We start from the raw sequence: 17,852 nt of genomic DNA, 5'->3' as shown, positions 1-17,852 counted from the left end.
TATCCTAGGTACCACTTCCCTCCGAAACGCTTGGACCATCCATGATTTCGGCGTATACAGTTGGCAGGCTGCCTACCTTATGGTGTTGGCAGAAACTCTTGTACTTAGCCTTTCACGAATGAGCCACCCTACCGCACGCCAACGACTCTCTGCCTACACGCTACTGGCGACCAGCATGGGATTGGTGGGTGTGTATATAGCACTGTCCAAACCCTTGGTACTCTCGCTGCCCGTTTTCTTGCTGGCCTGGCTTAGGTTTGGTATCGGCGGACTTGCTACTTGGCCTTGGCTGAAGCGGCCAAAAGACGAAGCTCCCATGAGCCGGAACACAAAGCAACTGCTGTTCATGGAGTCGTTTTTGGGGAATTTCCTGTTTTCAATTTGCATGTTGTTCGGCGTAAGCATGACGAGCGCGGTTGCCGCCGGCGTCATTTTGGCAGCCACACCCGCAGCTATTGCACTCCTGAGTTGGGGGCTTCTAAGAGAGAAAATTGGCACAAGGATATGGCTAGCCCTTGTGTGTGGAGGCGCTGGTATTGCGCTAATGTCGCTGGCCAAATCAGAGCAGACCTTGCTTGGCACCGCAGCACCGCAGGAGGCCGTGAACTATTCAAACGCTTGGCTTGGAAACCTACTCGTGTTTGCTGCGGTTCTGTGCGAAGCAGCCTATGCAGTCATAGGCAAGAAGCTAACCGGTGTATTGGCCCCTATGCGCATCACGGCGCTCATCAACCTATGGGGATTCGTTCTGATGACTCCAATGGGTCTCTACTTTGCGGTGCACTTCGACTTCTCGGCGGTTTCCCTACCGCTATGGGCATTGCTGGTGTTCTATGCTCTTTCCGCGAGCGTTGGAACCGTGTGGCTATGGATGACAGGTCTCAAAACGGTGCCTGCGGGGCAAGCTGGCATATTCGCGGTTATGTTGCCCATTTGCTCTGCGTTGGTGGGTGTGACCGTGCTTGGCGAGACCTTGGGCACAATGCAGTTGATGGCCTTGGCGCTTTCCTTGGGCGGCATCTTGCTTGCGACAGTACCCAGCTCCCCTGTGAAAGCGTTCAAACGCTCCAAGGTTGGGCCATGACCAAGGTCCCATCTTCGTCGGCATAGAGCCAGTCACCGGGGCGAACCCAAACTCCCTGGATTTGTACCGGAACGTTCTGCTCGCCCTGGTTTCGCTTTTCGGTCGGCATCGGCATCGCGGCCAGTGCACGAATCCCTAGATCCAACACACCGAGCTCTAGGCTGTCGCGCACGCATCCGTCAATGACGATTCCACCCCACCCATTGCGTTGAGCCGCTGCACCCAAATTACCGCCCAGCAAAGCTTTTCGTACCGAGCCTCCACCGTCCACCACCAAGACCTTGGGCACACGGCCGTGTGGCGTATCTGTGTAACCGGGGGATTCAACGGCCACTTTGACCAAGGTATTGTCTTCAAAGCATTTCACAGTAACGACCTGCCCAAAGAATTTGCGCGCCTGGCCAAAGTCGCGAAACACAGGCGGTAGCACGCGCACATCTTCACTAGATGGCTGCTTGTTCGCGTCACAAATATCGCAAGTCGTAAACGTCTGGGACATAGCTTGAAGCTCCTTTTGAATGAGATGACGCATTCTCTATTGAAATTTTTACATTTCTCCTCTGAAAAAAGTAGTTTCCCGCTTGGAAACGGTCATTTTTGCCAGTAGCATCCGATCTACCAGTGAAGAAGCTGTTTCTTACTGGTGAACCATACAAACCCCAGAAGGACAATCGACATGGCAACTGCAAAAAAAGCGCCTGCAAAAAAAGCGGCACCAGCAAAGAAAGTAGCACCAGCGGCTAAAGCGGCTCCAGCCAAAAAAGCAGCTGCTCCTGCAAAAAAAGTAGCGGCCAAGGCTGCTACGCCCGCTAAGAAAGCCGCTCCCGCCAAGAAAGTTGCTGCCAAGGCTGCTGCTCCCGCTAAAAAGCGGACCGTAAACGCTGCGTTCATGAAGGCTTTGACCCCAAGTGCAGCGTTGGCTGCAGTGGTAGGTGCTACACCTTTGCCTCGTACAGAAGTGGTCAGCAAGTTGTGGGTCTACATTAAGAAGAACAAGTTGCAAGACGCTGTGAACAAGCGCATGATTAACGCTGACGCTAAGCTCAAAGAGGTGTTTGGCAAAGTCCAAGTGTCCATGTTTGAAATGGCTGGATTGATTGGTAAGCACCTCAAGTAATCCATTGCTTCTGTGTGAAAAAAAGACCGGCAAATGGCCGGTCTTTTTTTTCGCAGAATGAGCACAGGCCCCAAATCGCGTAGGGTTTATCTGGATTAAACAACGCGATATGCACAAAAAACTAGTAGGGACAGCTTGTAGAATTTCGACCCTTGTATGCCCCAAAACTGCATTCACTACAGCGAGTTTCGCAGCATCAGCAACCCTCATAAACTCATCGAGTTTCGCTATAAATAACTATCTATGTTGCGATTTTTACTGACTCGGCTCAGCCTCATCATCCCGACATTTATCGGGATGACGCTGGTCGCCTTCTTGCTCATCCGACTAGTCCCTGGTGACCCCATTGAAACCTTAGCTGGTGAACGTGGCATAGACGCAACCCGTCATGCAGAGCTTCTCAAGGAGTATGGTTTCGATCGTCCTGTGCTCGTGCAATACGCCGTCTATATTGGCCGTGTGCTTAAGGGTGATTTGGGCAAGTCGTTCATCACGCATGAACCGGTTTTCGCCGAATTCCTGGCCTTATTCCCCGCGACTGTTGAGCTATCCCTATGTGCAATCCTTTTTGCTCTTCTTATAGGCTTACCTGCTGGCATTTTGGCAGGGGTCAAGCGCAACTCCATTTTTGACCATGGGGTTATGGGTGTCTCGCTCACAGGTTATTCCATGCCTATCTTTTGGTGGGGTCTGCTACTAATCTTGTTGTTCTCTGTACAACTTGACCTAACGCCTGTTTCGGGTCGGATTGATGTCAAGTACTTTATCGAACCCGTCACAGGCTTTTTACTGATCGACACTTTGATCGTGGGCGACAAAGGGGCCTTCTGGTCAGCGGTTTCCCACTTGATATTGCCGACGATTGTGCTTGGCACTGTGCCGTTGGCCGTGATTGCACGCATGACACGTTCTTCGATGTTAGAAGTGCTGGGCGAGGACTACATTCGCACGGCCCGAGCCAAAGGTCTGTCCAATATGCGCGTGGTTGCCTTGCATGCTTTACGCAATGCCTTGATTCCTGTAGTCACGGTGATCGGTTTGCAGATTGGCGTGCTCTTTACGGGTGCGATCTTGACCGAAACTATTTTTTCATGGCCTGGTGTGGGTAAGTGGTTAATTGACTCCATTGCTAAACGTGACTACTCCGTTTTGCAAGGGGGGATGTTGCTACTTGGCTCTGTGGTGATGATCGTCAACCTACTGGTTGATGTGACCTACGGCATCATCAATCCACGTATTCGCCACTGAACACTATGACATCACCAACACCATCTGCTGCGCTAGGCCCAGCACCTGCCAAGCCCTTTGCTGAATTCTGGAGCTACTTCAGTGCAAACAAAGGCGCATTGGCTGGCCTGATTTTCGTGGCGATCGTTCTATTGATCGCTGTGTTCGCACCCTTTATCGCGCCACACCATCCAGACCTCACAAATCCTGCTGCATTTCTAAAGCCGCCATTTTGGCAAGAAGGTGGCTCCACCAGCTATTTGCTGGGTACTGATGCTATTGGCCGGGACATCCTGTCTCGTCTTGTTTTTGGGGCGCGGCTTTCCTTGGTCATCGGTCTTGCCGTCGTTGGCTTGTCTGTCGTAGTGGGCACCGTTTTGGGGCTAACTGCAGGCTACTTCCGCGGCATGTACGAGACCGCATTGATGCGGTTGATGGACATCATTTTGACCTTGCCCAGCCTATTGTTGGCCATCGTGATTGTGGCCATCTTAGGACCAGGTTTGATGAATGCCATGCTGTCCGTCGCTATTGTGCTGCTCCCACACTATGTTCGCGTTACCCGCGCAGCAGTCATCACAGAAGCATCAAAAGACTATGTCACAGCCGCACGCATGAATGGTGCTGGGCATTTACGGCTGATGTTTAGCGAGATTCTGCCCAACTGCGCTGCACCGTTGATTGTGCAGGCCTCTTTAGGCATATCGACGGCCATCTTGGATGCTGCCGCCTTAGGCTTCTTGGGCCTGGGTGCGCAACCCCCGTCACCAGAGTGGGGCACTATGCTGGCCGATGCCCGCGAGTTTGTTTTGCGCGCTTGGTGGGTGGTGACATTCCCCGGCTTGGCAATCTTGTTCACAGTCCTGGCATTTAACTTGCTGGGAGATGGTTTGCGCGATGCGTTTGACCCCAAGCTAAAACGCTGAAAGCTCACAATATGGCTCTATTAGAAATTGAAAATTTATCCGTTGAGTTTCCGTCAAAAAACAGCGTCATGCGCGCTGTCGATGGCGTAAGCTTAAAAGTGGACACGGGCGACGTGCTGGGCATCGTAGGTGAGTCCGGCTCTGGCAAGAGCGTGACCATGATGGCCTTGATGGGCTTGGTGTCCTACCCTGGCCGAGTCAAGGCGGACAAACTGCGTTTTGATGGTCACGACTTATTGACTATCTCGCCCAAAGACCGCAGCAAACTCATTGGCAAAGACGTTGCCATGATTTTTCAAGACCCCACCACTAGCTTGAACCCTTGCTTCACCGTGGGATTTCAGCTCGCTGAGACATTGAAGCTGCATCTGGGTATGGACAACAAAGCCGCCAAACGCCGTTCTATTGAGCTGCTGGAGCAAGTTGGAATTCCGGCTCCCGAGAGTCGTCTCAAGGTGTACCCTCACCAAATGTCGGGAGGCATGAACCAACGCGTGATGATCGCCATGGCCATTGCTTGCAATCCCAAGCTATTGATTGCAGATGAGCCAACGACCGCATTGGATGTCACGATTCAAGCCCAGATCTTAGATCTGCTGCGCAACCTACAAAAGGAACGCGACATGGCTTTGGTACTCATCACCCACAACATGGGTGTTGTGTCAGAGATGGCCAGTCGCATTGCCGTGATGTATGCGGGTCAAGTCATGGAAGAGCGCAGTGCCAAAACATTGTTCTCTGAACCGCAGCATCCTTACACCGAGGCCCTGCTGTCTGCATTGCCTGAGCGCAGCGATGGCCTGAGTCGCTTGGCAACCATCCCAGGCATGGTTCCTGGTCTTTACGATCGTCCGAGCGGGTGTTTGTTTTCGCCGCGGTGTGCTTACGCCAATGCCCACTGCAAGACGGATCGCCCTATGTTGCGAGCTTGGGAAGATGGACTTGTTACCTGCCATTACGCATTAGGTGACAAAGAACAACAAGCTGCTGCGACAGGAGTGGCAGCATGAACGCAGCAAACCCCATGACCCAAGATAAGACCCCCCCTATCGTGGTGGCCAAAAACCTGCGGCAGGTTTACAAGATTAGCCGTGGCATGCTCACCAAGCCGGACCTTTTACAGGCGGTAGGCGGTGTTTCCTTTACGGTGCAACCCGGCAAAACACTGGCGGTCGTCGGCGAATCAGGCTGCGGTAAATCAACCTTGGCCCGCATGGTGTCATTGATTGAGACTCCAACCGCGGGGGAACTTCGCATCAATGACACCGACGTGGTGACCGCAAGCGCTGACCAGCGGGCAGCGTTACGCAAGGTGGTGCAACTGGTATTTCAAAACCCCTACGGATCGCTCAACCCGCGCAAAAAGATCGGACAGATCTTAGAAGCGCCTTTGGAAATCAATACCTCCCTGAGTGCTGCTGAGCGTGCTGAAAAAGCACGCAGCATGCTAGCGCTGGTGGGTTTGCGTCCGGAACACTACGACCGCTACCCCCACATGTTCTCTGGCGGGCAACGCCAGCGTATTGCGATCGCCCGAGCCTTGATGCTCAAACCAGCGTTAGTGGTCGCAGACGAGCCTGTATCCGCGCTCGACGTGTCCATTCAAGCCCAAGTCTTGAACTTGCTGGCGGACTTGCAACAAGAGCTGGGCTTGGCTTATCTGTTTATCTCCCATGACTTAGGCGTTGTGCGCCACATTGCCCATGACGTCTTGGTCATGTACTTGGGTCATGCGGTCGAGCAAGGCGAAAAGAAAACTATTTTTGAATCGCCGCTACATCCTTACACCAAGGCCTTGCTGGGCTCTACCCCTGGCATTGTCGGAAGTGGCTCCGCTAACACGCGCATCGTGCTGAAGGGCGAACTCCCCTCACCTTTGAATCCCCCTAGCGGTTGCGTGTTCTCTACACGTTGCCCGCATGTGACGGACCGTTGCCGCGCGGAACGCCCTCTATTACGGGACGTTGCAAACCGCCAAGTCGCTTGCCATGAGGCAGAACAGTTTATCCAACCCGCTGCATAGCAGCATTCCACCAGAGGAGTCCAAAAGATGATTCAATCAAAATCCGGCACTGCATCCAAGCGGTCTGCCAAGCGTGCACTTTTGTGCGCTCTTGCAGTCCCTGCGATGCTAGCGCTAACCCCAGTCGCTACATCAGCCAAAACGCTGGTGTACTGCTCTGAGGCGAGTCCGGAGAATTTCGCGCCCAGTATCAACACCACAGGTACTTCGTTTGATGTGATCGCACAGGTCTACAGCAACTTGGTGGATTTTGAACGTGGCGGCACCAAGGTTCAGCCATCGCTGGCAGAAAAGTGGACAATTTCTAAAGACGGCAAAGAATTCACATTCCACTTGCGCAAGGGCGTGAAGTGGCAGTCCAACAAGGCGTTCAAGCCAACCCGTGACTTCAATGCAGACGACGTGATCTTCAATTTTGACCGTCAGATGAAGCCAGATCACCCATACTTCAAAGTGACGAGTGCGAACCACTCCTACTTTAACGACATGAACTGGGACAAGTTGATCAAGTCCGTCGAGAAAGTCGATGACCTGACCGTTAAGTTCACGCTGAATGAACCTGAAGTTCCATTCCTGTCCACGATGGGTATGCAGTTTGCAGCGTTGCAGTCCAAGGAATACGCTGACGCCATGTTGAAGGCTGGCACACCAGAAAAGATCGACCAAGATCCGATCGGCACCGGTCCTTACCAACTCTTGCAGTACCAAAAAGACTCCATCATCCGTTTTAAGGCGTTTGACCAGTACTTCGCTGGCAAAGCCAAGATCGATGATTTGATCTTCTCCATCACACCTGATGCGTCCGTGCGTTGGGCCAAGTTGCAAAAGGGTGAGTGCCATGTGATGAACGGCCCTAACCCAGCTGATTTGCCAGCGATGCGTGCAGACGCCAAGATCAAGTTGCTGCAACAACCCGGTCTGAATGTGGGCTACTTGGCCTACAACACGACCAAGAAGCCGTTTGACGACGTTCGCGTGCGTAAAGCCATCAACATGGCGATCGACAAGAAAGCCATCATTGAAGGCGTGTACTTGTCTACAGGCGTAGCCGCTAAGAACCCTATTCCTCCAGGCATGTGGTCTTACAACAATGCGGTGAAAGACGATCCGTTTGATCCGGCTGCTGCGAAGAAGTTGCTGGCTGAAGCAGGTTTCCCCAACGGCTTCAAGACTGATTTGTGGGCTCTGCCCGTCAGCCGCCCCTACAACCCCAATGGCAAGCGTGTTGCCGAATTGATGCAAGCTGACCTCGCCAAGATTGGCGTGACTGCTGAAATCAAAACTGGCGAATGGGGTGATTACCGCAAGCGTCTGCAGGCGGGTGAACACCAAATGGGTATGTTGGGCTGGACGGGTGACAATGGAGACCCAGACAACTTCTTGCGCGTTCTGTTGAGCTGCGGCTCTGCAGAAGGTGCTGGTTCCAACATTGCCAAGTTCTGCTTTAAGCCTTTCGATACTTTGATCGAAAAAGCCAAAGTTGAACCTAACCAAGCGGAACGCACCAAACTGTACGAGCAAGCGCAGATCATCTTCAAAGAGCAAGCGCCTTGGTTCACCATCGCCCATGCGGTGCAGATCAAGCCTGTGAGCGACAAGGTCATCGACTTCAAGTTGAGCCCTTACGGCCGCCATGAGTTCTACGGCGTAGACATCAAGGAATAATCATTCTTTGAACACAAAAAAGGCCGGTTTATACCGGCCTTTTTTTATGCAAAAGTAGCTGAAGCGCCCGTCTAGACAGCGCAAGTAGCTACTATTTATATAGCGGTTTATTCTTCTCTTCTTTGGCCAGCGCGCCATTCGTGACGGAAGCCAGCGTAGCTCGCGTGCTAATGAGCTCAGGCTCAAGCGCGATCTCGATCAGCGAGCCCTCTGTGCGTGCCAGTGCGGCCAACAATTCGGATTCAAAGTCAGCGCTGCGCGTTATGCGCACAGCGGCATAACCATAGGCTTTAGCCAAGGCGACAAAGTCTGGATTGTGCAAAGCCGTACCGGCCACGCGTTGTGGGTACTCTCGCTCTTGGTGCATACGGATCGTTCCGTACATCCCGTTGTTAAGCAACACGATGATGGTTTTGGCACCGTATTGCACCGCTGTGGCAAGCTCTTGGCCATTCATCAAGAAGTCACCATCCCCTGCGATGGTGAAGGCCAAACGCCCTGTGATGATGGCCGCAGCAATACCAGCAGGAACCCCGTACCCCATCGCACCATTGGTTGGGGCTAGCTGGGTCTTGTGGCCTTTGATGAGCCCGTGGTATTGGAAGTAGCGGTGTACCCAGCTCGCAAAGTTGCCTGCGCCGTTGGTGATGACCGCATCGTGGGGCAAATGCGCTTGCAGGCTGCGGATCACGCTGGGCATATCGACCAAGCCTTGTGCCGTGTCCGCTGGCAGGTCCGCAATGCTGCTTGGCTTCAAGTTCGCCCAATAGTCCGCATTGCAAGCACGCGTCCACGCTTGCCATGCCACGCTGGAGGGGGGTGCGATTTGCTCCAAGGCCAAGGCAGCGGACTGCATAGGTACCTGGATCGCCAAGTCGGCTTGGTAGACACGGTTGAGCTCCTCTGAACCCGCGTGAATGTGAACCAGTGTTTGCCGTGTCTTAGGCACTTCCAGCAAGGTATAGCCGTTGCTCGTCATCTCTCCAAGCCGTGGCCCGATAGCGATGATGAGGTCGCTGTCACGCACGCGCTGCGCAAGTGCTGGATTGATGCCAATACCCACATCACCTGCGTATTGCGGGTGGAAATTATCAAACGTGTCTTGAAACCTGAACGCATTGGCCACCGGCAAGCTCCAGGCTTGCGCAAAGCGTTGCAAGGCTTGCGCAGACGCTGGCGTCCACCCTGCCCCACCTGCAATGACCAAAGGTTGCTTCGCATTCAGTAGCATGCTGCGCAATTGGGACAAGGGCTGGGGGGCGATCCAACCATCCACCGCTTGCACTTTAGGCAAGACTTGCGGGGCTAACTCGATGGGTAGCGCTTGCGTGAGCATGTCTTCTGGTAACACGAGCACGACCGGACCGGGGCGCCCGTTCATGGCTGTGGCAAATGCACGGGCCACGTATTCGGGAATGCGCCTAGCGTCATCAATGCGCTCTACCCGCTTGGCCATGCCTTGGGTGCTAGGCCCAAACAGCACCCGGTAGTCCAACTCTTGAAAGGCTTCGCGGTCGCGGGTGTCACTGGCGACGTCACCAATGAACAGCACCATGGGGGTAGAGTCTTGAAACGCCGTGTGCAATCCAATCGCCGCATTCGTGGCACCCGGCCCCCGCGTTACAAAACACACGCCAGGGCGGCCTGTGAGCTTGCCATGGGCTTCGGCCATGAAGGCCGCGCCGCCCTCTTGCCGATTGACGATGAACTGGATGTGTTCCCGGTACAGATGGAAGCCATCTAGCACCGCCAAATAGCTCTCGCCCGGCACGCCGAATGCGTGGGTGACACCTTGTTGAATCAGGCAATCTACAAGCAGATGCCCCGCGATTTTGGGAGATATTTCAGTAACCATGGCCCGCATTGTGCACGCAGGCCATGGCCCCATCAGCCGCCCTGACGCCTATCCAAATGGTATTTGCCGGTACCACGGTGCAACACACGATCGGCCGGCAACACGTCACCCGGCTGGTACTCAGGGCCACTGTCTAGCCGCGCATAGACAGGGCCAAAATCGATGCTGGCCAGTTCCAAAAGTTCTGCGATGTTTTTCACCACAAAGTAGCTCTCTTGGAAGTCGTCAATGCGGTAGTGCGTGCGCATAACACGTTCCAAATTAAAACCTAAGCGATTCGGAGACAGGTCTTGCACTGAAAACTTGCTTTCGGTGAACGAAGACGCAATGCCTGCGCCGTAAATGCGCAAGCCATTGGCCTGCTCCACCAAACCAAACTCCACGGTGTACCAATAGACCCGTGCCAACTGTGGCAGTTTGCCCAAGCACTGTGCGCGCAAGCCCGCTTGTCCATAGGCTTGGATGTAGTCCGCCATCACCGGGTTCATCAACATTGGCACATGGCCAAACACATCGTGAAACACATCGGGCTCTTCCAGGTAATCGAGCTCGTGGGGCTTGCGAATGAAGTTGCCCGATGGGAAGCGTCGGTTTGCCAAGTGGTCAAAGAACACTTCATCCGGCACCAGTCCTGGCACCGCAACCACCTCCCAGCCTGTGTGCTTGCGCAGCACGTCCGATAGACGCCGGAAATCGGGAATGCCTTCAGCCCCTATAGGCAGCTTGGCCATGCCGTCCAGAAACTCATCGCACGCCAGGGATGGCAGAAGCTTGGTTTGGCGCTCAAACAGCGTCTTCCATACAGCGTGTTCTTGCGCGGTGTAGTTGGCCCAGCCTTGGTCTATCGTCCAGTCTGGGTTCTGTGGCGTGCACTGCTCGCCAGCCGCCAAGCCATGTTTGGAGCTTGCTTCTTGCAACATCTTGCTACCTCGCTTATGCGGCAGCGCCGCGTATCGCTGCAAACGCGTTGTCACACAGCGTGGCCATCTCCACATCGTTGCTGCTCAAGCCTTGAACATCATGGGTGGTCCAGGTGATGCGGACTTTGTTGTACACATTGAACCACTCAGGGTGGTGGTTGCGTTTTTCAGAGGCAATCGCTACCTGCGCCATAAACCCAAAAGCTTGGGCGAAGTCGGCAAACTGGTAGTCGCGGGTGATTGCGCCTTTGTCGGCATCCAGGCGCCACTGCGCCAAAGATGCCAAAGCCTGCGTAATCTCCAAGGAGGTGAGCTTGTGCATGGTGAATGCGGCCTTGCTTACGCCGCTTGCAACACACCGCGGCGCAACTGGTCACGCTCTAGGGACTCAAACAGAGCCTTGAAGTTACCCTCACCAAAGCCATCATCCCCCTTGCGTTGGATGAACTCAAAGAAAACAGGGCCCAACAAGGTTTCGGAGAAAATTTGCAAGAGCAAGCGTCGGTCTTTGCCGTCGCTGGCACCGTCCAACAAAATGGCGCGTGATTGCAAAGCTTGCACGTCTTCTCCGTGCCCAGGCAGACGGTCTTCCAGCATCTCGTAGTAGGTTGCAGGCGGTGCCGTCATGAGTGGGATACCTGCCGCTTTGATTTTGTCCAAGGTCGTGATCAGGTCATCGGTCATCAGTGCAATGTGCTGGATGCCTTCGCCGTTGAACTTCATCAAAAATTCTTCAATTTGGCCTACGGTGTTAGATGCTTCCTCATTCAATGGGATACGGATTTTCCCATCGGGTGCCGTCATCGCCTTGGAAGTCAGGCCGGTGTACTCGCCCTTGATGTCGAAGTAACGAATTTCGCGGAAATTGAACAGGCGTTCGTAGAAGTTTGCCCAGTAGGTCATGCGACCACGGTGTACGTTGTGGGTCAAGTGGTCAATGATTTGCAGGCCATGGCCTACGGGGTGGCGGTCTACACCTTCCAAAAACTCAAAGTCGATGTCGTAAATCGACTGCCCATCTTCAAAACGGTCAATCAGGTACAAAGATGCACCGCCAATGCCTTTGATGGCGGGCAAGCGCAGTTCCATAGGGCCTGTGGCCATTTCAATGGGTTGTGCACCCAACTCCAAGGCGCGGGCATATGCGGTTTTGGAGTTCTTCACACGAAATGCCATGCCGCAGGCACTTGGGCCATGCTCTTTGGCAAAGTAATAGGCTTCGCTACGGGGTTCACGGTTCACGATGAAGTTGATCTGCCCTTGGCGGTACAAATCCACGTCTTTGGAGCGATGCTTAGCCACCAAGGAGAAACCCATTTTTTCAAAAATAGGTTCCAAAACTCCGGGCACAGGAGACGCGAACTCCACAAACTCAAAGCCCATCAGCCCCATCGGGTTGTCAAACAAATCAGCCATTTATCGTCTCCTCAAAGCGGTTTTGTAAAACCAGTATTGTGGTGAACAAGGCATGCACCGTGTGTGCAACATCGTGGTCAAACGGCCTACATCGTACATAATTTGCGCATGAATTCACAAAATATTGATGATTTACTGCTTGATCGCTTTGATATCAGCCTTTTAGTTGCACTTCAGAAGAACTCCAATGCGACCCATCAGCAGCTGGGTGAGCTTATTCATCTGTCAACTTCACAGGTTAGTCGGCGCATTCAGCGATTGCAAGCGTGCGGCATCATCCGCAAGTCAGTGGCCTTACTGGACCCCACTTTGATCGGGCTGGGTGTGCGTGCCGTGACCTACGTCACTTTGACCCGGCATAGTGGCGACGAAGGCATGGCATTTGAGCGCGAAATAGCCGCCTTTCCTGAGGTGTTGGAGTGCTTTTCTGTGACGGGTGAATCCGATTACATTTTGCAAATCATGGCCGCTAGTCTTAGCGATTTGTCAGATTCGGTGCTGCGCAGACTCACCCGCATCAAGGGGGTGAGCAGCATTCGCTCCAACATCGTCTTGCAGAGCATTAAATCGACCACGGAGTTGCCACTAGACCATATTGGCCGCACTGATGCAGGAAGTCGGCGGGTCCGGCTTAGCAAAAGTGCTTGAGCCCGCACATAAAAACCTTCAACAAAATCCCCACAGTCTTAGCCTTGTCATGGAGGTGTGTAAAAATCAGAGGCTCCTCACTAATTTTGCGTGCACGCCCCCTATCGTGTGCAGGCAAGCACTGGACACGCTTGCGCGCAGTGCCGAGCGTGTCGCAGTCAGCCCTGAGGACCTAAAGGAACTTGATGAAACGTGTAGATGATTTCCGCCTGAAGTTCGGCAACAAAGAATATGTACCGATCATGATTGGCGGCATGGGCGTGGACATTTCCACCGCCGAACTGGCTTTGGAAGCCGCGCGCTTGGGCGGCATTGGCCATATTTCCGACGCCATGGTGAATGACGTGTCAGACCGACGTTTTGACACCAGCTTTGTCAAAGACAAAACCAAGTTCTACAAACACAATATCGACAATTCCGACAAGTCCATCATCAAGTTTGACCTGGAGGTACTTGCCGACGCCACACGCCGCCACGTGGCTGCGACCATGCAAGCCAAGCAAGGCGATGGCTTGATCTTTGTGAACTGCATGGAAAAGCTGACCATGAATGGTCCGCGTGAGACCTTGCAGGTGCGCATGGCCTCCGCCCTCGATGCTGGCATTGACGGCATCACCCTAAGCGCCGGCTTGCATTTGGGCTCCTTTGGGTTGATTGCTGACCACCCGCGTTTCAGAGACGCCAAGCTGGGCATCATCGTGTCTTCTGTGCGTGCGCTGCAACTCTTCTTGCGCAAGAACGCACGCCTGAACCGCTTACCCGACTACGTGATTGTGGAAGGCCCCTTGGCTGGCGGGCATTTGGGCTTTGGCATGGACTGGGCCCAGTACGATTTGGCCACCATCTGCGCCGAGGTGGTGGAATACATCAAGACCGAGAAGCTAGACATCCCCGTGATTGCAGCGGGCGGCATCTTCACGGGTACCGATGCGGTCAAGTTCTTGGAAATGGGCTGCGGCGGCGTGCAAGTCGCTACTCGGTTCACAGTGGCCAAAGAATGCGGCTTGCCTGAAAAGGTGCAGCAAGAGTACTTCCGCGCCAGCGAAGAAGACATTGTGGTCAACACCTTGTCGCCCACCGGCTACCCCATGCGCATGCTCAAAAGCACGCCCGCCATTGGTGCAGGGATTCGCCCCAACTGCGAGGCCTACGGCTATTTGCTAGACGGCAACGGCGGCTGTGCCTACATCACGGCCTACAACGCCGAAGTGGCTATTCACCCTGACCTCAAGACTCTATCGGTCAAGGAGAAAACTTGCCTGTGCACGCATATGCGCAACTTCAACTGCTGGACGTGCGGCCATTACACCTACCGCCTGAAAGACACCACGCACAAACTTGCGGATGGCCGCTACCAGTTGCTGACGGCGGAGCACATCTTCAAAGACTACCAATTCAGCACCGACAACCAGGTCGCGCTGCCTGAGATGCAGGAATAAAAAAACGGCCCTAGTGGCCGTTTTTTTTTGGCTCATCGCGTTCGCTTTACACGCGCTTGCGCTGCGTACGTTGCCCAACTCCCAAGGCTGCCACCACGCTCAACAGCAAGACCAAGGCAGCGCCAAGCAGAGTTGCACCATACCAACCCTTGTCCATAAAGACGCCAAACACAATCGGAGAGATGGCGAACCCCGTGTCGAGCCCGGAGTACACCAGCCCATACACACGACCAGTTGCGCCCTTGGGCGTTGCTTTCTTGATCATCATGTCGCGCGAAGGTCCACCAATGCCTACTGCAAAGCCAGTGGCGGCCAAGACCACCATGGTCGCGCTAGCGCCTAGGTAGCCCGTGCCGCACAAAGCCAGTAGCACAGCACCCGCAGCCATGGCCCATGCCACCACGCGGTCGCTGTTCTCTACCCTGGCTGCGACAAAACCTCCAACAAACATACCGACGGCACCGCACAACATATAGGCCGTGAGCATGAGCGTGGCCGACTCAATGGGTACCTTGTACATGGCCTTCAAAATCGAGATGGAAAAGCTCTGGATCACCGCCAAGGTCATGGTGGAGAGCAAAAAGAAGCCAAAGCACCACCACACCACCGGCAGCTTCATAAAGGCCAATTCATGTTCCGCATGCTGATCCGTGTTGCGCGGCGCCACTTGAGTGGCCAAGCGGCTGCGCATCACCAAGAGCAAAACCAACACGCCCACGTACATCACCGCTGCCGCCAGATAGGCTTGACGCCAACCCACAAGGCTTCCCACGCCGGCAAAGAACACTGGGGCAGCCGCCCACCCCAAGTTGCCTGTCAACCCATGCGCGCTAAAGGCGTAGCCCAAACGTGCGGGGGACACCCGTTGGTTCAAAATGGTGAAGTCCACCGGGTGAAAGGTCGCATTGCCAAGTCCGGCTAGCGCCGCTACGCACAACAAACCCACATAGCCGCTGACTGCGGACGCCAACACACACGCGAGCGCAAAGATGCCCAAGGCCAAAAACAACAAAGGTCTTGCGCCCAAGCGGTCCACCACAAACCCTGCGCCCGCTTGGCCAAGGCCTGAGACGACAAAGAATGTCGTCATCAACAAGCCAAGCTGAGAGTAGCTCAGACCAAACTCCTGCATAAACACAGGAAACATCAAGGGCAGCAGCAAGTGGCCGAAGTGAGACGCTGCGTGGGCCAAGCCCACGAGGCCAATCACAATGGCATCGTCTTTCATAGGAACCGAAGGCGCGTGGGTAAGAGTTGCGGTAGTCATGCCCCAATGGTACGAAAGCAGTCGCGTGTTGAATCTCTACACTTAGACAATAATCAGCGAATATCAGACAAAGCCCGTTGTGCAGCAACTGGCACCCTCCTCCCCATGAAACCCGCCAAAAAGCTCAATCCGGTCAGTTTTGACAGCCGCCACGACCGTGCGCCTACCTTGCAAAGGCCCGTCCGCTGCCGAGCCCGGCCCTTGCAAATGGACACGCACGTCACCCCCCACCAGCACCCGTGGGCCCAACTGTCGTGCTGCGGGAACGGGCTGATGCAAGTAAGCGTTAAACAGGGCGCACTAGAGACCACCTACATCGTGCCGCCGACCCGCGCCGTGTGGATACCACCCAACGTGGAGCACACCGTCACGGTGCTGGAAACCGCGGAGATGCGCACGGTTGACTTTCATAGCACCGCCATGCCACCCGGCTGGGAGTCAAGTCGCGTCTTGGTCGTATCGAGTTTGCTGCGTGAGCTTATCCAGGCCCTAGCTGAACCAGAATCCGGCGTACGCGAGCAGGCGTTGATGACGCTGGCAAGCAATGAGCTAGGCCGCGCCCCCGCGCAGGCGCTGGGGGTACCACTCCCCCGAGACAAGCGCTTACGGGCATTGTGCGAGGCCATACTGGCAGCGCCCGCTGAACGCGCCACCCTGTCGGAGTGGGCGGTCGACATAGGCGCTAGCGAGCGCACAGTGGCACGCCTGTTTCGCACCGAATTATCGACCAGCTTTCAGCAGTGGCGACAGCAAGCCGTCTTGGCGCACGCCTTGCCCATGCTGGCCAAAGGCATGTCCATCGGACATGTAGCGGCGGCCACCGGTTACGCCAGTGACAGTGCCTTTAGCGCCATGTTCAAAGCCGCCATGGGTCAGCCGCCTAGCAGTTTCCAAACCAAAGCCAGTGACACGCTGCAAGCGTTCTAGCGTTAGGGCGCTGCGCTAGCTCCGCCATGTAGGGTGTATTTGAGCTGCGTGAGGTCATAGCCTTGGGCCTGGGCGGCTGCCAACGCGTTGGCCAAAAGCTCAGCGGGCAACTGGGGCGTGCGCGACAGAATCCATAGGTACTTGCGGTTGGGATTACCCACCACGGCCCAGCGGTACTGGGGGTCCAAACCCACAATCCAATAGTCCGCTTTGAAGGGCCAAAAGAACGATACCTTCAGGCGGCCATTGCCAAAACCAGGAACGACAGTTGCCCGTCCGGTGGCCTCATTGAATCCGCTCTCTGTGCGGCAGCGGTTGTGCACTTCGATAGCGCCATCTGCCAGGGCGGTGTACTCAGCCGTCGTGTCACCCACACAGTTTCGTTGGAAGAACATCGGAAAACTGGCCAGCTCGAACCACTGACCGCTGTAACGCGCCAAGTCGACCGCCGGTACGCTGCCCACAGGCGCTTGGGCCTGGGCCGTCCACGAAGCAGCAGCAAGGCACAGCATGAGCAGGCGATTGAATGTGTATCTGGAGATTGGGTTCATAACCGCCGGGAAAATAGGTTCGTTGATGATCAGGTCTTGATTGTCGTTAGGAAACCGCGCGTGCCGCTTCGGCGGAAACAATGTCCCCGCCCCACCTTGGCTATAGTGGCGTTGTGCCACCAATACGTCTCCATTGCCTGCCTACTAAAAGGTCTAAAACCACATGAATATCACATCTACCCGCCGCTTTGTCTGTGCGCTGGCCAGCGCACTGTGGCTCACGACGATGGCCGCATCGGTATCCGCGCAGACCGATGATTCTTCCCGGGAAGAGCAGGCCAAGCTGCTCGGCAAGCTTTGGATGGACACCTGCGCCACGCATTTTGGCTCGCCATCTGACATCCAAGGTTTGGCCAAGACCTATGGTTTTCAACACAACCCGCCCTACGCCAGTGCGTTGCTGGCGGGGCAGGTCGGCACGGTCTGGGACGTTAGCCTAGGCCCCATAAGCCAACAAGCCTTGGTGCTGTACGAAGACGGTCGCTGCCAAGTAATGGGGCGACGGGCTGACAGCAAAACCATCAGTGAAACGTTTGACAAGGTCTTGCAAGGGATGAACCAGCCCGGTGTCTCGGTGCAGCGCATTCTGGACAAAGAGGTGGACCAAGGGGGCATTCGGTTCAAGCAAGTCGTGTACTTTGTCTCGAAATCAGAAGCCACCCAAGGTTGGGCCTTTGCAAGCACCACCACCGACGCGGAGGCAGCGGGTATGCAAGCGGTCCTGACGATAGGCCGCACAGCCAAATCTAGCCCCTAGCGCCCATCCCTATTGCGTAGATTGCTCCCA

At 54.9% G+C, this 17,852-nt stretch carries 18 protein-coding genes; 11 read left to right on the top strand and 7 right to left on the bottom strand.

The genetic code is table 11. From position 1 onward, the window contains the following. Positions 1-118 precede the first annotated feature (118 nt). A complete protein-coding gene (locus EXZ61_RS10750) occupies positions 119-1,084 on the top strand; it encodes a DMT family transporter (RefSeq protein ID WP_142811675.1) in 966 nt (321 codons plus the stop codon). Here the strand turns inward: EXZ61_RS10750 and rraA are convergent. After that, positions 1,059-1,583 (bottom strand): ribonuclease E activity regulator RraA, encoded by a 525-nt coding sequence (gene rraA, locus EXZ61_RS10745; RefSeq protein ID WP_142811673.1) that lies wholly within the window; start codon positions 1,581-1,583, stop codon positions 1,059-1,061. The genes EXZ61_RS10750 and rraA overlap by 26 nt on opposite strands. Positions 1,584-1,760: 177 nt before the next feature. On the opposite strand from rraA, the gene EXZ61_RS10740 reads away from it, so the two are divergent. The 6 genes from EXZ61_RS10740 (at position 1,761) to EXZ61_RS10715 (ending at position 8,042) form a co-directional block, all read left to right on the top strand. After that, entirely contained in the window at positions 1,761-2,201 is a 441-nt protein-coding gene (locus tag EXZ61_RS10740; protein WP_142811671.1) for an SWIB/MDM2 domain-containing protein, read from the top strand. A 243-nt stretch (positions 2,202-2,444) separates the two neighbouring features. Then, a complete protein-coding gene (locus tag EXZ61_RS10735) occupies positions 2,445-3,449 on the top strand; it encodes an ABC transporter permease subunit (protein ID WP_142811669.1) in 1,005 nt (334 codons plus the stop codon). Positions 3,450-3,454: 5 nt separating this feature from the next. Further along, a complete protein-coding gene (locus EXZ61_RS10730) occupies positions 3,455-4,354 on the top strand; it encodes an ABC transporter permease subunit (protein WP_142811667.1) in 900 nt (299 codons plus the stop codon). A gap of 11 nt (positions 4,355-4,365) precedes the next feature. Next, positions 4,366-5,364, top strand: coding sequence for an ABC transporter ATP-binding protein (locus EXZ61_RS10725; RefSeq protein ID WP_142811665.1), 999 nt, complete (start codon positions 4,366-4,368; stop codon positions 5,362-5,364). Continuing rightward, positions 5,361-6,377, top strand: a complete 1,017-nt coding sequence (locus tag EXZ61_RS10720) for a peptide ABC transporter ATP-binding protein (RefSeq protein ID WP_281063825.1) — start codon at positions 5,361-5,363, stop codon at positions 6,375-6,377. The genes EXZ61_RS10725 and EXZ61_RS10720 overlap by 4 nt, the downstream gene beginning before the upstream one ends. Positions 6,378-6,404: 27 nt before the next feature. Further along, positions 6,405-8,042: an ABC transporter substrate-binding protein gene (locus EXZ61_RS10715; RefSeq protein WP_142811663.1), complete on the top strand. Its 1,638-nt coding sequence runs from the start codon at positions 6,405-6,407 to the stop codon at positions 8,040-8,042. Between the two features lie 91 nt (positions 8,043-8,133). Here the strand turns inward: EXZ61_RS10715 and EXZ61_RS10710 are convergent, their stop codons facing one another. The 4 genes from EXZ61_RS10710 to hppD are packed head-to-tail and all read right to left on the bottom strand — an operon-like array spanning position 8,134 to position 12,233. Further along, positions 8,134-9,897 carry a thiamine pyrophosphate-binding protein gene (locus EXZ61_RS10710; protein ID WP_142811661.1) on the bottom strand — a complete coding sequence of 588 codons (1,764 nt, stop codon included), beginning with the start codon at positions 9,895-9,897 and terminating at the stop codon, positions 8,134-8,136. 32 nt (positions 9,898-9,929) lie between these two features. After that, a complete protein-coding gene (phhA, locus tag EXZ61_RS10705; protein ID WP_142811659.1) occupies positions 9,930-10,817 on the bottom strand; it encodes a phenylalanine 4-monooxygenase in 888 nt (295 codons plus the stop codon). Positions 10,818-10,830: 13 nt separating this feature from the next. Then, the gene (locus EXZ61_RS10700; protein WP_142811657.1) at positions 10,831-11,139 is read right to left on the bottom strand and encodes a 4a-hydroxytetrahydrobiopterin dehydratase; all 309 of its coding nucleotides are present in this window, start codon (positions 11,137-11,139) and stop codon (positions 10,831-10,833) included. Between the two features lie 17 nt (positions 11,140-11,156). Next, on the bottom strand, positions 11,157-12,233 hold the full coding sequence (gene hppD / locus EXZ61_RS10695) for a 4-hydroxyphenylpyruvate dioxygenase (protein WP_142811655.1): 1,077 nt from the start codon (positions 12,231-12,233) through the stop codon (positions 11,157-11,159). A gap of 108 nt (positions 12,234-12,341) precedes the next feature. On the opposite strand from hppD, the gene EXZ61_RS10690 reads away from it, so the two are divergent. Continuing rightward, the gene (locus tag EXZ61_RS10690) at positions 12,342-12,881 is read left to right on the top strand and encodes an Lrp/AsnC family transcriptional regulator (RefSeq protein WP_178084852.1); all 540 of its coding nucleotides are present in this window, start codon (positions 12,342-12,344) and stop codon (positions 12,879-12,881) included. A 185-nt stretch (positions 12,882-13,066) separates the two neighbouring features. Beyond that, on the top strand, positions 13,067-14,320 hold the full coding sequence (locus EXZ61_RS10685) for a nitronate monooxygenase (RefSeq protein WP_142811653.1): 1,254 nt from the start codon (positions 13,067-13,069) through the stop codon (positions 14,318-14,320). Between the two features lie 46 nt (positions 14,321-14,366). On the opposite strand, the gene EXZ61_RS10680 is transcribed toward EXZ61_RS10685, so the two are convergent. After that, the gene (locus EXZ61_RS10680) at positions 14,367-15,587 is read right to left on the bottom strand and encodes an MFS transporter (RefSeq protein ID WP_142811651.1); all 1,221 of its coding nucleotides are present in this window, start codon (positions 15,585-15,587) and stop codon (positions 14,367-14,369) included. A 105-nt stretch (positions 15,588-15,692) separates the two neighbouring features. Here EXZ61_RS10680 and EXZ61_RS10675 point away from each other — a divergent pair, with 105 nt between their 5' ends. Next, positions 15,693-16,514, top strand: coding sequence for an AraC family transcriptional regulator (locus EXZ61_RS10675; protein WP_142811649.1), 822 nt, complete (start codon positions 15,693-15,695; stop codon positions 16,512-16,514). Positions 16,515-16,516: 2 nt separating this feature from the next. On the opposite strand, the gene EXZ61_RS10670 is transcribed toward EXZ61_RS10675, so the two are convergent. Beyond that, on the bottom strand, positions 16,517-17,065 hold the full coding sequence (locus EXZ61_RS10670) for a lipocalin family protein (protein ID WP_425353618.1): 549 nt from the start codon (positions 17,063-17,065) through the stop codon (positions 16,517-16,519). Between the two features lie 163 nt (positions 17,066-17,228). On the opposite strand from EXZ61_RS10670, the gene EXZ61_RS10665 reads away from it, so the two are divergent. Then, entirely contained in the window at positions 17,229-17,822 is a 594-nt protein-coding gene (locus EXZ61_RS10665; RefSeq protein WP_142811646.1) for an NMCC_0638 family (lipo)protein, read from the top strand. Positions 17,823-17,852 lie beyond the last annotated feature (30 nt).

The sequence above is a fragment of the Rhodoferax aquaticus genome (genome assembly GCF_006974105.1).
GTDB lineage: Bacteria > Pseudomonadota > Gammaproteobacteria > Burkholderiales > Burkholderiaceae_C > Allorhodoferax > Allorhodoferax aquaticus_A.
The sequence above is the reverse complement of the archived record's forward strand: the minus strand, read 5'-3'. Positions and strand labels throughout refer to the sequence as shown.

Excerpts from the sequence above, each read along its gene's own strand:
- EXZ61_RS10750 (WP_142811675.1), top strand. The coding sequence starts at position 119 with ATGAGCCACCCTACCGCACGCCAACGACTCTCTGCCTACACGCTACTG.
- rraA (WP_142811673.1), bottom strand. The coding sequence starts at position 1,583 with ATGTCCCAGACGTTTACGACTTGCGATATTTGTGACGCGAACAAGCAG.
- EXZ61_RS10740 (WP_142811671.1), top strand. The coding sequence starts at position 1,761 with ATGGCAACTGCAAAAAAAGCGCCTGCAAAAAAAGCGGCACCAGCAAAG.
- EXZ61_RS10735 (WP_142811669.1), top strand. The coding sequence starts at position 2,445 with ATGTTGCGATTTTTACTGACTCGGCTCAGCCTCATCATCCCGACATTT.
- EXZ61_RS10730 (WP_142811667.1), top strand. The coding sequence starts at position 3,455 with ATGACATCACCAACACCATCTGCTGCGCTAGGCCCAGCACCTGCCAAG.
- EXZ61_RS10725 (WP_142811665.1), top strand. The coding sequence starts at position 4,366 with ATGGCTCTATTAGAAATTGAAAATTTATCCGTTGAGTTTCCGTCAAAA.
- EXZ61_RS10720 (WP_281063825.1), top strand. The coding sequence starts at position 5,361 with ATGAACGCAGCAAACCCCATGACCCAAGATAAGACCCCCCCTATCGTG.
- EXZ61_RS10715 (WP_142811663.1), top strand. The coding sequence starts at position 6,405 with ATGATTCAATCAAAATCCGGCACTGCATCCAAGCGGTCTGCCAAGCGT.
- EXZ61_RS10710 (WP_142811661.1), bottom strand. The coding sequence starts at position 9,897 with ATGGTTACTGAAATATCTCCCAAAATCGCGGGGCATCTGCTTGTAGAT.
- phhA (WP_142811659.1), bottom strand. The coding sequence starts at position 10,817 with ATGTTGCAAGAAGCAAGCTCCAAACATGGCTTGGCGGCTGGCGAGCAG.
- EXZ61_RS10700 (WP_142811657.1), bottom strand. The coding sequence starts at position 11,139 with ATGCACAAGCTCACCTCCTTGGAGATTACGCAGGCTTTGGCATCTTTG.
- hppD (WP_142811655.1), bottom strand. The coding sequence starts at position 12,233 with ATGGCTGATTTGTTTGACAACCCGATGGGGCTGATGGGCTTTGAGTTT.
- EXZ61_RS10690 (WP_178084852.1), top strand. The coding sequence starts at position 12,342 with ATGAATTCACAAAATATTGATGATTTACTGCTTGATCGCTTTGATATC.
- EXZ61_RS10685 (WP_142811653.1), top strand. The coding sequence starts at position 13,067 with ATGAAACGTGTAGATGATTTCCGCCTGAAGTTCGGCAACAAAGAATAT.
- EXZ61_RS10680 (WP_142811651.1), bottom strand. The coding sequence starts at position 15,587 with ATGACTACCGCAACTCTTACCCACGCGCCTTCGGTTCCTATGAAAGAC.
- EXZ61_RS10675 (WP_142811649.1), top strand. The coding sequence starts at position 15,693 with ATGAAACCCGCCAAAAAGCTCAATCCGGTCAGTTTTGACAGCCGCCAC.
- EXZ61_RS10670 (WP_425353618.1), bottom strand. The coding sequence starts at position 17,065 with ATGAACCCAATCTCCAGATACACATTCAATCGCCTGCTCATGCTGTGC.
- EXZ61_RS10665 (WP_142811646.1), top strand. The coding sequence starts at position 17,229 with ATGAATATCACATCTACCCGCCGCTTTGTCTGTGCGCTGGCCAGCGCA.